We start from the raw sequence: 12,931 nt of genomic DNA, 5'->3' as shown, positions 1-12,931 counted from the left end.
ACTGTAGGGGTACGGAGGTTAGGGTGTCACACCGCTTTGTCGTTTTTGATGGTGTTGCTATACAACTAGTATGGAAGCTGTGTGACAAATTGAACTTAAGACAGAAAAAGCGTCAGCAGTAGCGGATTTTGTGCAAGTTTTCTCATAAACGTTATCAATAGTTTGCGATGATGCTGGTTGAGCCAGTTATGACGTAATTTCTACGTCATGAAAATTTATTCATTTAACAATCGGGGCAAGATCACAGAATGGAGAAAAGGCTAAAAATCGCGCAAATTGCCGCCCGTACCCAGCTTTCGGTCAGCACGGTGTCGAGGGTGCTGGCCGGAAAAGCCAACACCAGCCCCGCCGCCCGCAGCAAAGTGCTGGCCTGCGCCCGGGAGCTGGGGGTGATGGAGGGCATGGCCGCCGGACGGCTGCTGCTCAACAGCCTGGTGGTGTTTGCGCCCCAGCGCGCCTTTGACGAGCGGTCCGACATCTTCTATTACCGGGTGATCCAGAGCATGAGCAAAGCCCTCGGCCTGCATGAGGTGAGGCTGCGCTACTGCGCGCTGGAGGAGTTCGACAGTGATGCCCAGCTGTTTCTGACCCGGATGAACGAAGCGGAGACCCAGGCCGCCATTCTGCTGGGGATCGACGATCCGCACATCCACGATCTCGCCGTGGATGTGGGTAAACCCTGCATGCTGATCAACTGCCGCGACCGACGCCAGCGTCTGCCCGCCGTCTCCCCGGATCACCGTGCCATCGGTGAGCTGGCGGCGGAATACCTGTTCGAGATGGGGCACCGGGAAGTACTGAACGTCCTCTGCCTGCGGCGTTACACCATGGAGCTGCGGCTGGCGGGGATCCGCGATGCCTGGCAGGGGCACAACCTCACATTCAACGACAGGCGCGATCTGCTGGTGGTGCCGAGCTTTAGCGCCAGAGAGACTGAGCAGCAGGTCAGCGCCTGGCTCAGCCAGACGCCGGATAACGCGCTGCCGACGGCGTTTCTGGTCGGCGGCGATTTTATGGCGGCGGGCACCATCAGCGCCCTCCAGAAGCACGGCCTGCGCGTGCCGCAGGATGTCTCGGTGATGAGCATTGACGGTTTTAATCTGGCGGCGATTCAGGATGTGCCCTTAACGGCGGTGCATGTGCCGCGCGATGAGCTGGGAACGGAAGCGGTGCATATGCTCCAGCACCGGCTGATGCGCCCGGACGCGCCGGTCGGAACGCTGTTGCTTAATGGCACCCTGGCCGTGCGGGAGTCGGTACGGCGGATACGTCAGGGGAAACGACGCACCGCCGTGGAGCGGGACGGGCTGTACGACGCTTAAGCCATGCCCAGCGCGCGCTTGCCGTGGATGTTCAAATCAGCTGTGGTGAAGCGCGACTGCCAGTCAGCCTCATAATCCTCGCGCGGGAAATCCCCCGGCGAGGCGCCGGTTTCCAGCGCCGCTTTGACCTTCTTCGCGTAGGCGAGGTTTTTCTCGCACATCGGTGCCGCCGGGATGTACATCACGTTGCCCCAGCCCTGCTGGTTCTCAACCGGGGCCACCGAGTGGATCACATCGCAGTGCCACCATACGGAATCACCCGCTTCCAGCGCCGGAATGCTGGTTAAGGCTTCGATCAGCAGCGGATGCCACTTCTCCGAGATCGGCAGTACGCGCCCCGGTGCCACGCCGCAGAGTTCATCTTCCGGCACGTCGTCCAGCAGCGGACGCAGCAGGATATACGCCATCGCCTCCGGGATCGGCACCACGTGCAGCAGGCCTTGATCCGGGATCATGTCGGAGAGCGCGGTCCAGCCCTGGAAGGTGCGGAACACTGAGCACTTGGTGGTGTTATCCACGGTGTACTCTTCCACTTCAGTACGGTGCGCGGCATTCCACGGATCGTACTGATCGACATTGCCATCAAACACCCGGGCGAAGACCTGCTGATAGGCCGGAAGCAGCCAGCGCTCCAGCGCGCCGGAGTCGGTGTGCGCTCCGAGGCCTTTCGAGGTGGTTCCCGGCGGACGGCGGCGAATGCGATCCGGGTAGATCACGCTCACGTCCGGGTTGAACCACTGTTTGCCGTTGCTTTCAAAGGTCCACAGACGGTTCAGGAACGACTGCACCTGCGCCATCCGCTCGCTCTGGCGGGCCTCCATCTGCGCGTGTGACCAGTAGATCGGGTAGATCTCCGGGCGCGACGCGGCCAGGCTGCCGAAGAAGTTATCCCCCGGGCCTTTGTAAACCTCATCAAAACGGTTGAGATCCAGATAGTCGAGCATCGCGTTATCCCACGCCAGCGCCTGCTCACGCGGGAAATGACCTTTGATCACCGCACAGCCGCGGCGCTTAACCGCCTCGCGCTGTTCCGGGCTGATGTTACCGCTCTGCACGTCGGCAAAGGGGATCACCGGCCAGACAGGATCGCCTTTGCTTTTCAGGGCGTTAATTTCTGCCACCCGGCTGGCAATCTTATCGCTCAGGCGATTGAACACCGCCTGCACGTCGCCGATCTGCGCCCGCAGCTCGCGTTTCATCTGGCGGATCGCCGCTTTGTGGTCGGCAGGCAAGGTTTCACTGGTAAAGGTTAAGGACATAACAGCCTCGCTATCTTTCATTCGAAAGTAAAAGTGATTACAAGTGATACTTTAGGTTAAAAATAAGTTAAAGCAAGTTAAAAAACTTGATGAAGTGCACAACCCGGAGAGAAAGAGGAGAGGTTCGCCGGAGCAGGCTCCGGCGGGAGGATCAGTGGCTGAAAGGCGGGGTGTTATCGAGGACGGCCTGAATCACATTCAGCGCGCCCTGGTGGTTATTGTCGTCGGTCTGATAGCGGGTGAGGGCTTTAATGCTCTCGCCCGCGTTGCCCATCGCAAAGGAGTAGTGGGCAAACTTCAGCATTTCGGCGTCGTTACCGCTGTCGCCAATCGCCACGCACGCCTGCGGGGAGATATGCCAGCGCTTCAGCAGGCGGCTGAGGCCGTTGGCTTTATGCAGGCCGGGAATGATCAGATCGACAAAACCAAATCCGCTGGTCACCGGCTTCATGATGCCGTCGAGAGAGACGTGCAGAGCGTCAATCAGGTTCGGGATATCGCTGTCGGGCAGGTTCAGGGAGAACTTAAACAGCACGTCGTCAATGTCACGATAGTCGCTGACGCGTTTTAAGCGATGGTAGTGTTTTGACATCAGCGCGACGAACGCCTCGGGTGCCTGGTCGCTGACGTAAGCGCTTTCCAGCCCGCAGGCAACGAAGTTCAGGGCGGGGTCTTTCAGCAGCTCGCCAATCACAATCTGCGACTCGTGCTTCGTCAGCTCGCCATGGAAAATCTGCTCGCCGTGATCGAACACCAGTGCGCCGTTTTCCGCCACAAAAGAGATCTGCGATTTCAGCTCCGGGAAGAAGGAGATCAGCTGGTAATACTGGTTGCCGCTGGCGACAACGAATTCGATATTACGGGCTTTAAGCTGCTCAAACTGTGCCTGAAAGCGGTCTCGATCGTACTGCTTGGCATCATCAAGGAAAGTTCCGTCCATATCGGTGACGATAACTTTTACGGTCATACATTGCGCTCCTGAATCACTGCGTATTGAAACATTCTAATAACAAGGTGACGTGGAGCACAAATTTAATTTCGAATGAAAGTCAGAAAGCCGGGTGGGGGCTTCGCCTTACCCGGCCTACGGGGAGAATTGTAGGCCCGGTAAGCGCAGCGCCACCGGGCGTTTTTTTACAGCGTATGCTCGGTACGGGCGATAATATCGTCCTGCGCATCCGGCGACAGGGCGGTGAAGAACGCCGAGTAACCCGCCACACGTACCACCAGGTCACGATACTGGTCCGGGTGTTTCTTCGCGTCCAGCAGCGTCTCGCGGGAGACGATGTTGTACTGGATGTGCCAGCCTTTATGCACCTCGAAGAAGGTGCGCAGCAGCACCATCAGCTTCTGGCGGTCGCTGTCGTTATCCAGCGTCGCCGGGTTGAGCTTCTGGTTCAGCAGCACGCCACCCAGAATGGCTTCGGTGGGCAGTTTGCCGACAGAGCCAATGACCGCCGTCGGGCCGAGGTGGTCGGTACCGGAAGACGGGCTTGCCCCTTCCGCCAGCGGAGTGTGCGCTTTACGCCCGTCCGGTGTCGCCATGGTCGCCGCACCAAAAGGTACGTTGGCGGAGATAGACGAGGTGCCGGCGTAGTAGTTGCCGCCGATCGGGCCGCGGCCGTAGCGCGGGTTGTGGTACTGCTTCAGCTCCTCGATGTAAGTCTGATAGGCGCGAGCCAGCAGCAGATCCACGCTGTCATCGTCGTTACCGTACTTCGGTGCGCCGTTGATCAGACGCTGACGCAGCTGTTCGTGGGTCAGCCCCTCAAAGTCATCCGCCAGCGCCGCGGCCAGCTGCTGCTGACCGATAGCGCCCTGATCGAAGACCAGCTTCTTCACCGCCGCCAGGCTGTTACCGAGGTTGGCGATCCCCACCTGCAGGCCGGAGACCCAGTCATACTTCGCGCCGCCCTGCTTGATGCTCTTCGCGCGCTCAATGCAGTCGTCTACCAGCGCCGAGCAGAGAATGTCGTGGACGTTTTCTTCCAGCATGGTGTCCACCACGTACTCAATCTCAATGGATTTGCGGGTGTAGTATTTGATCTGGCGATCCCAGGCGGCCATCACCTCGTCGAAGTTATTAAAGTTGCCTTCGGAAAGGGCTTTGACCTGCGGCAGGAACACTTTACCGCTGGTGGCATCGCGGCCGCCTTCCAGCGCCGCCAGCATCACCCGGGCGAAGTTGATAAAGCTCATGCCGGTGCAGCGGTAGCCCCACTTGCCGCCGACCGCGGTTTCGATACAGCCGATGGCGGCGTAGTCGTAGGCATCCGCTTTTTCGATGCCGAGCTTGATGAATTCCGGGATCACGATCTCATCGTTATTGAAGGCAGGCATCCCGAAGCCGCAACGGATCACCTGCACGCAGGCGTCGAGGAAGTCGTTGCTCATGCCCGCGTGGTAGCGCACGCTCAGGTTTGGCTGGGTGGAGCGCAGACGGCCGCAGGACTCCAGAATGGCGTAGGAGAGCGGGTTGACCGCGTCCATCGGTTCACCGTTGACCAGCGTCTGGCCGCCGATGGTGACGTTCTGGTACAGCGGGCTGCCAGCAGAGGCTTTGGAGTGCGAGCCGGAGCGGATCTTGTTCACTTCCAGCAGCTTCAGCCAGCAGCTGTGCAGCAGCTCAATGGCGTGCTCACGATCCAGGGTCTGGTTCAGCTCCACGTCGCGACGGTAGTACGGATAGAGATACTGGTCCATACGGGCAAACGACACCGAGTGGCCGTTGGACTCAATCTGCAAAATCAGCTGGATGAAGTAGCACAGCTGCAGCGCCTGCCAGAAGGTTTTTGGCGGCTCGTGAGCAATCACATCGCAGTTTTCCGCTATTGCCAGCAGCTCGTCGCGGCGGCTTTCACGGGTTTCGGTTGAAGCCATCTCACGCGCCAGATCGGCAAAGCGTTCGATATGCAGACTCACCGCTTCCAGCACGATATCAATCGCTTTCAGGAACTGGTCGCCGTGCAGATCTTCCAGGCAGGTGAGGTTAATGCGGGAGCGGCGCTCGTCCACCTTGTGGCGCAAGCCGTCGAGGCCTTTCTCCAGTACCAGCGGGAAGTTCACCGCCAGGTGCGCATCGCCGGAGGTCATGTTGCCTTCGGCTTTGATAATGCCGGTTTCCAGCAGACCTTTCTGTTCGTCGGTGAACATACCGTAGCAGCGATCCTGCACCGTCTGGCCACGCCACCATGGGCAGAGCTCATGCAGAACGCGTTTGTTCTCTTCGCTCACCGCAAAGCCCGCGCCCGGGCGGTCGGCGAGATCGTCGATCTCTTTCTCAATCCAGGAGACGGTGTATTCCGGGAAGATCGGCGCGGCGCGCACTTCGCTGGCCTGGTTGCCGATAATCAGCTCGTCATGTTTGATCCAGATGGTGCGCTCGGCCAGGTGATGCGCCAGCGCCAGGGCGCGACGTACCGGGATCGGCTTGTCCATGTGCTGCTGGTACATTTCGGTGTAGTGCTGCGCACGCTCGGTACAGACCGGCGGCTTAACGATGTGGACCAGGGCCGTTTTATGTGCCTTAATGCGATCGCTCAGGGTAGTAAGATTCAGCTGTGTCATAATATTATCCTCGTAAGGTCGCGGTTAACCCTTTCCGGGCGGCATACTGCCGGGCAAAGCCCAGTAAAGCAGGGTTATCGAGCGGTTTATCTGGGGCAGAGTAGGGTTGGCCGAGCAGGGTGTATTTGTTCATGCCCAGCGTGTGGTACGGCAAAAAATGGATGTCGCGGACGTTCAGTTCGTCGGCGGCAAAATTGGTGATGGCGGTAATCGAGGCCTCATCGGCGTTAAAGCCCTGGATCAGCGGCACGCGAATGGTGAGCTGTTTTCCCGCCGCGGCCAGGCGTTTGAGGTTATCCAGCACCCGTCTGGCGGAGCCGTCGGTCCACTGCTTAAACACCGCGCTGTCCACATGTTTCAGGTCAGCGAGAAACAGATCGATGTAAGGTAATGACGGCTCGATATAGTGCCAGGGCACATGCAGGCAGGTTTCCACCGCGGTGTGAATGCCCTGATCGTGGCTGGTCTGGAACAGCTGACGCGCCAGGTCCGGGTTCATAAAGGGTTCGCCGCCGGAGAGGGTGATCCCGCCGCCGCTGCGATCGTAAAAGGGTTTATCACGCAGGACGGTGGCCATAATCTCCTCCACCTGCTGCTCCTCGCCGCAGACGGTCAGGGCCTGGGTCGGGCAGCAGTCGGTGAGGGCATCCAGATGACCGTCGTCGAGTTTTTCGCGGTGGATCACCAGGCCATTCAGCGTCCGGTCGATGACCGCAGGCGCTTTTTGCTGACAGAGGTTGCACCCCTCCAGACACAGGCGAGCGTCGAACAGCAGGTCCCGCGACCGGGCGCGGCTCTCCGGATTCTGACACCAGCGGCAGCCCAGCGAGCAGCCTTTCATAAAGACCACGGTACGAATACCAGGGCCGTCGTGGGTCGAATAACGCTGAATGTTGAAGATCATAATGTCGCCTCTTGTTGCGTATGAAGATTAAATTACTTTCGAATGAAAGTTATCTTGACGCAAATCAACTCCGGGGCAGGTTTTACCGTGATAGGGTTACGGCATAGTCATTTTTGAGGACCCGATCATGGAACTGTATCTCGACACATCTGACGTTGTTGCTGTTAAAAAACTGGCCCGCGTGTTTCCGCTGGCTGGCGTCACCACTAACCCAAGCATTGTTGCCGCAGGCAAAACGCCGATCGAGGTGTTACTGCCTCAGCTGCAGGAGGCGATGGGCGGTCAGGGGCGTCTGTTTGCCCAGGTGATGGCCCCCACTGCCGAAGGGATGGTGGAAGACGCGCTGAAGCTGCGCGGTATCGTTGCCGATCTGGTGGTGAAAGTGCCGGTCACGGCGGAAGGGCTGGCGGCCATCAAAATGCTGAAAGCGCAAGGGGTGCCGACCCTGGGGACTGCGGTCTACAGCGCGGCGCAGGGGATGCTGGCGGCGCTGGCGGGGGCGGAGTATGTCGCCCCGTACGTGAACCGCGTGGATGCTCAGGGCGGAGACGGGATCCAGACGGTGGCCGAGCTGCAGCAGCTGCTGACGCTCCACGCGCCCCAGTCAAAAGTGCTGGCGGCGAGCTTCAAAACCCCGCGCCAGGCGCTGGATTGCCTGCTGGCAGGCTGTGAATCCATCACCCTGCCGCTGGACGTGGCCCAACAGTTGATTACCTCTCCGGCGGTGGATGCGGCCATTGCGAAGTTCGAGCAGGACTGGCAGGGGGCGTTTGGACGGACGTCTATCTGACGGGTTTGCCGGGTGGCGCTGGCGCTTACCCGGCCTACGTTCGAGCCGTTGTAGGTCGGGTAAGGCGAAGCCGCCACCCGACTTTTTTACTGGCTACAAACCTCACACCCCGGGTTACGCATCAGCTTCATCTCGCGGAACTGGCAGGTCATCGCATCGTACATCACGATTTTCCCCGCTGCGGGCGTGCCGTAACGGGTCAACACCTTGATGGCTTCCATCGCCTGCATCGAACCTATCACCCCCACCAGCGGGGCCATCACCCCGGCTTCCACGCAGGTCAGGGCGTTCTCGCCAAACAGGCGGCTCAGGCAGCGGTAGCAGGGGTCACCCTCGGCGTAAGTGAAGACGCTGATCTGCCCCTCCATGCGGATCGCCGCCCCGGAAACCAGCGGGGTTTTATGGGCAAAACAGCCCGCGTTGAGCTGATTACGGATAGCGACGTTGTCGGTGCAGTCGAGCACCAGATCGTGCAGAGCAATCTGCGCAAACAGCGCGTCGTCGTCCAGCATGGCGTCAATCAGGGTGAACTGAACGTTGGGGTTGATGCGCGTCAGCGCCGCATGGGCCGACACCACCTTCGGCTGGTCAACCGTCGCGTCACTGTGCAGGGTCTGGCGTTGCAGATTGGACACCGACACGGTGTCGAAATCGAGCAGCGTCATGCGCCCAACGCCTGCCGCCGCCAGATACTGCGCCGCCGCGCAGCCCAGCCCGCCGAGGCCGACCACCAGCACGTTGGCCGCTTTCAACGCTTCCTGCCCGTCGAAATCAAAGCCGCGCAGTACAATCTGGCGATTGTAGCGCAGCATCTCCTGGTCGCTCAGTTCCACCGTCATGGTTAGCCCCCAAACAGCGCGTTAAACGGCTCAACCTCAACCCACTCGCCCGCTTCCACGTTGCCGCGCTCGCGCTCAAGCACGATAAAGCAGTTGCCCTGGCTGAAGGAGCTGAAAATATGCGAGCCCTGATGGCCGGTGGTACGCACCTCCAGTTCGCCGTCGGCGTTACGCGCCAGAATGCCGCGCTGGAAGTCGAGACGACCCGGTGATTTTTTCAGCCGGGTGGCGGCGCGCACGCGCTGGCGGGCGGGCAGGCCGTGCCCCTGGTTGCCGGAGAGCTTCGCCAGCAGCGGCTGCACCAGCTGATAGAACGTCAGCGCCGCAGAGACCGGGTTCCCCGGCAGGCCGCAGAACCAGCTGTTCGGCAGTTTGCCAAAGGCAAAAGGTTTGCCCGGCTTGATGGCCAGCTTCCAGAAGCCAATCTCGCCCAGCTCATCGAGAATCGTTTTGGTGTAGTCCGCTTCGCCTACCGACACGCCGCCGGAGCTGAGCACCACGTCGGCCACGCGATCCGCTTCAATAAAGGCGTCACGCAGTTTTTGCGGATCGTCCGGGATAATCCCGAGATTGATCACCTCGCAGCCCAGCTGCTCCAGCATCAGGTGCACCGCCAGACGGTTGGTGTCGTAGATCTGCCCCTCGGCCAGCGGCTGGCCCGGGAGCTGAAGCTCGTCGCCGGTGGAGAACAGCGCCACCCGCACCTTGCGCACCACGGCAATCTCCGCAATACCCAGTGAGGCCAGCACCGGCAGCTCGGCTGCGGTCAGCCGGGTGCCCGCCGGGAAGACGGTGGCACCCAGGGTAATGTCCTCTCCGCTGCGACGGATGTTTTGTCCCGGCTTCACGCTGGCGGTAAAGCGCACGCCGTCGTCGTTCTGCGCGGTCTCCTCCTGCATCACCACCGCGTCGCAACCCGCAGGTACCGGGGCCCCGGTCATGATGCGGATGCAGCTCCCGGCTGGCCATTCACCCTGGAAGGGTTGACCGGCAAAGGCTTTACCCGCCACCGGCAGCGCGGCACCTGCCGCCAGATCCGCCAGCCGTACGGCGTAGCCGTCCATCGCCGAGTTATCAAAACCCGGTACGTTGAGGGGGGAGACGATGTCGGCGGCGGTCACGCGGCCAAAACAGCGCAGCAGCGGCAGGGTTTCCTGCTCTGACAGGGGGGAAAGTCGATCGAGCATCTGGGTGAGTGCCGTCTCAAGCGGCATCAGTCCGGCGGTAAAATCCATGGGTCACTCCAGGGAGAGAATAACGAAGGCGGCCATTATGGCAGAAAAGTGCCCTTAACTGTATGACACCATGGGCTTAGCCTTTACATCACAGTTGCGTCTTTCTATATTCAAAAATCATCTGAAGTTCCGGCAACGATAATGATATTTATAGAAAAAGCGGCAGTTACGCCCGCAAAGGTGAGGTAGATGGGGAATGCAGTGATCGCGATCCACGGCGGCGCAGGGGCAATTACCCGGGCGCAGCTCAGTCAGGAACAGGAGAGGCGCTACATCGAGGCGCTCTCGTCGATCGTAGAAACCGGCCAGCGGATGCTGGAGGCGGGGGAGAGCGCGCTGGATGTGGTGACCGAAGCGGTACGCCTGCTGGAGGAGTGCCCCCTGTTTAACGCCGGGATTGGCGCGGTGTTTACCCGCGACGAAACCCATGAGCTGGATGCCTGCGTGATGGACGGCGTAACCCTGAAAGCGGGGGCCGTGGCCGGGGTCAGCCATCTGCGCAATCCGGTGCTGGCTGCCCGTCTGGTGATGGAGCAGAGCCCGCACGTCCTGCTGGTGGGCGAGGGGGCAGAAAAATTCGCCTTTGCCCACGGCATGGAGGCGGTTTCACCAGATATTTTCTCCACTCCCGAACGCTATCAGCAGCTGCTGGCGGCGCGCAGCGCAGGGGAGACCCGGCTCGATCACGCTGCCCCGCTGGATGAATCGACAAAAACGGGCACCGTCGGCGCGGTGGCGCTGGACAAGGCCGGGAACCTGGCCGCCGCCACCTCTACCGGCGGGATGACCAACAAACTGCCCGGTCGGGTGGGCGACAGCCCGTTGCCCGGCGCGGGCTGCTATGCCAATAACGCCAGCGTGGCGGTCTCCTGTACCGGCACCGGGGAAGTGTTTATTCGCACCCTGGCCGCCTATGACATCGCCGCGCTGATGGACTACGGCGGCTTAAGCCTGGCCGAAGCCTGCGAGCGGGTGGTGATGGAAAAACTTCCGGCGCTGGAGGGCAGCGGCGGACTGATTGCCGTCGATCGCGAGGGCAACGTGGCATTACCGTTCAACAGCGAAGGCATGTACCGTGCCTGGGGCTATGCCGGCGATACGCCGAGCACCGGAATTTACCGTGAATAAGGGGGAAAGGGATGCCGCACAGCGATGAACTCGACAGCCAGCAGGTGCTGGCGGTGCAGAACCTGAACGTCGCCTTTCCCGATGAGCGGCAGCCGATCCCGGCGGTAAAAAATCTCTCCTTTTCGCTGAAACGTGGCGAAACTCTGGCGATCGTCGGGGAGTCCGGCTCGGGTAAGTCGGTCACCGCCCTGTCCTTAATGCGCCTGATTGAACAGTCCGGCGGGCAAGTGGCGTGCGACAGCCTGCTGCTGCGTCGCCGCAACGGCCAGGTGAGCGATCTCACCACCCTGACCTCGTCCCAGATGCGCGGCGTGCGCGGGGCCGATATCGCCATGATTTTTCAGGAGCCGATGACCTCCCTCAACCCGGTCTTCCCGGTGGGGGAGCAGATCGCTGAATCCATCCGTCTGCACCAGGGGCTGAACGGCGAAGAGGCGCTGGCCGAAGCCAGACGCATGCTGGAGCAGGTGCGGATCCCGGAGGCGGACGCCATCCTGGGGCGCTACCCGCATCAGCTCTCCGGCGGCATGCGCCAGCGGGTGATGATCGCCATGGCGCTCTCCTGTCGTCCGGCGGTGCTGATCGCCGATGAGCCCACCACCGCGCTGGACGTCACCATCCAGGCGCAGATCCTGCAGCTCATTAAGGTATTGCAGGAGGAGATGGAGATGGGGGTGATCTTTATCACCCATGACATGGGCGTGGTGGCGGATATTGCCGACCGGGTGCTGGTGATGTACCAGGGCGAGGCGGTGGAGGCCGGCCCGGTTGAGCAGATATTCCACTCCCCTGAACACCCTTATACCCGGGCGCTGCTGGCCGCGGTCCCGCGTCTCGGGGCGATGAACGGCAGCGACCTGCCGCGCCGTTTTCCGCTGATCTCGCTGGCGAATCCTGGTTTTCAGGAGGCTGAAACCGAGCAGGATACCGTGGTGCCCGGTGAGCCTATTTTGCAGGTGCGCGACCTGGTGACCCGATTCCCCCTGCGCGGCGGCCTGCTGAACCGCGTTAAGCGCGAAGTGCACGCGGTGGAGAACGTCAGCTTCGATCTCTGGCCCGGCGAAACGCTGTCGCTGGTGGGTGAGTCCGGCAGCGGTAAGTCCACCACCGGTCGCGCGCTGCTGCGGCTGGTGGAGGCCCAGGAGGGCACCATCACCTTCAACGGGGAGCGCATCGACACTCTCCCGGCCGGGAAGCTACAGCATCTGCGGCGGGATATTCAGTTTATTTTCCAGGATCCCTACGCCTCTCTCGATCCCCGCCAGACGGTGGGCTATTCGATTATGGAGCCGCTACGGGTGCATAACCTGCTGGAGGGCGAGGCCGCCCAGCGGCGGGTTGCGTGGCTGCTGGAGCGCGTCGGCCTCAAACCGGAGCACGCCTGGCGTTATCCGCATGAATTTTCCGGCGGCCAGCGGCAGCGGATCTGCATTGCCCGCGCCCTGGCGCTCAACCCGAAGGTGGTGATTGCCGACGAGTCGGTCTCGGCGCTGGATGTCTCTATCCGGGCGCAGATCATCAATCTGCTGCTCGATCTCCAGCGGGAGATGGGTATCGCCTTTCTGTTTATCTCCCACGATATGGCGGTGGTGGAGCGCATCAGCCACCGGGTGGCGGTAATGTATCTCGGGCAGATCGTCGAGATTGGCCCGCGGCGGGCGGTATTTGAAAATCCGCAGCACCCTTATACCCGCAAGCTGATGGCGGCGGTACCGGTGGCCGATCCGGCCCATCGTCAGGCCCGGCGGGTGCTGTTGCAGGACGAACTGCCGGGCAACATTCGCAAGCGGGGAGAAGTCACCGAGCGCGTGGCGCTGCGGGAGATTGGCCCTGGCCATTTCGTCGCCCCGCCTCGCCAGGACAATGCTTTTAAACACCTATAAAGAA

10 protein-coding genes are annotated in these 12,931 nt (G+C 61.0%); 4 read left to right on the top strand and 6 right to left on the bottom strand.

All coding sequences use genetic code 11. The features are described from left to right. The first annotated feature begins 248 nt into the window (after nucleotides 1-248). Entirely contained in the window at nucleotides 249-1,322 is a 1,074-nt protein-coding gene (locus WFO70_RS09825) for a LacI family DNA-binding transcriptional regulator (RefSeq protein ID WP_337015893.1), read from the top strand. On the opposite strand, the gene WFO70_RS09820 is transcribed toward WFO70_RS09825, so the two are convergent. From WFO70_RS09820 to WFO70_RS09805, 4 genes are all read right to left on the bottom strand, one after another. Further along, entirely contained in the window at nucleotides 1,319-2,581 is a 1,263-nt protein-coding gene (locus tag WFO70_RS09820) for a DUF1479 domain-containing protein (RefSeq protein WP_337015892.1), read from the bottom strand. The genes WFO70_RS09825 and WFO70_RS09820 overlap by 4 nt on opposite strands. A gap of 151 nt (nucleotides 2,582-2,732) precedes the next feature. Beyond that, nucleotides 2,733-3,548 carry a Cof-type HAD-IIB family hydrolase gene (locus tag WFO70_RS09815; RefSeq protein ID WP_337015891.1) on the bottom strand — a complete coding sequence of 272 codons (816 nt, stop codon included), beginning with the start codon at nucleotides 3,546-3,548 and terminating at the stop codon, nucleotides 2,733-2,735. Nucleotides 3,549-3,715: 167 nt separating this feature from the next. Then, entirely contained in the window at nucleotides 3,716-6,148 is a 2,433-nt protein-coding gene (locus WFO70_RS09810; protein WP_337015890.1) for a formate C-acetyltransferase/glycerol dehydratase family glycyl radical enzyme, read from the bottom strand. 4 nt (nucleotides 6,149-6,152) lie between these two features. Continuing rightward, nucleotides 6,153-7,052, bottom strand: coding sequence for a glycyl-radical enzyme activating protein (locus tag WFO70_RS09805; protein ID WP_337015889.1), 900 nt, complete (start codon nucleotides 7,050-7,052; stop codon nucleotides 6,153-6,155). 127 nt (nucleotides 7,053-7,179) lie between these two features. On the opposite strand from WFO70_RS09805, the gene fsa reads away from it, so the two are divergent. Beyond that, entirely contained in the window at nucleotides 7,180-7,842 is a 663-nt protein-coding gene (gene fsa, locus WFO70_RS09800) for a fructose-6-phosphate aldolase (RefSeq protein WP_337015888.1), read from the top strand. An 86-nt stretch (nucleotides 7,843-7,928) separates the two neighbouring features. On the opposite strand, the gene moeB is transcribed toward fsa, so the two are convergent. After that, nucleotides 7,929-8,681: a molybdopterin-synthase adenylyltransferase MoeB gene (gene moeB, locus WFO70_RS09795; protein ID WP_337015886.1), complete on the bottom strand. Its 753-nt coding sequence runs from the start codon at nucleotides 8,679-8,681 to the stop codon at nucleotides 7,929-7,931. 2 nt (nucleotides 8,682-8,683) lie between these two features. Then, nucleotides 8,684-9,916 (bottom strand): molybdopterin molybdotransferase MoeA, encoded by a 1,233-nt coding sequence (gene moeA / locus WFO70_RS09790; RefSeq protein ID WP_337015885.1) that lies wholly within the window; start codon nucleotides 9,914-9,916, stop codon nucleotides 8,684-8,686. A gap of 189 nt (nucleotides 9,917-10,105) precedes the next feature. Here moeA and iaaA point away from each other — a divergent pair, with 189 nt between their 5' ends. Next, a complete protein-coding gene (iaaA, locus tag WFO70_RS09785; RefSeq protein WP_337015884.1) occupies nucleotides 10,106-11,044 on the top strand; it encodes a beta-aspartyl-peptidase in 939 nt (312 codons plus the stop codon). A gap of 11 nt (nucleotides 11,045-11,055) precedes the next feature. Next, nucleotides 11,056-12,927 carry a glutathione ABC transporter ATP-binding protein GsiA gene (gene gsiA / locus WFO70_RS09780; RefSeq protein ID WP_337015883.1) on the top strand — a complete coding sequence of 624 codons (1,872 nt, stop codon included), beginning with the start codon at nucleotides 11,056-11,058 and terminating at the stop codon, nucleotides 12,925-12,927. The last annotated feature ends 4 nt before the right edge of the window (nucleotides 12,928-12,931 follow it).

Source organism: Leclercia sp. AS011 (assembly GCF_037152535.1).
Taxonomy (GTDB): domain Bacteria; phylum Pseudomonadota; class Gammaproteobacteria; order Enterobacterales; family Enterobacteriaceae; genus Enterobacter.
This window is presented reverse-complemented; position numbering and strand designations above follow the sequence as displayed.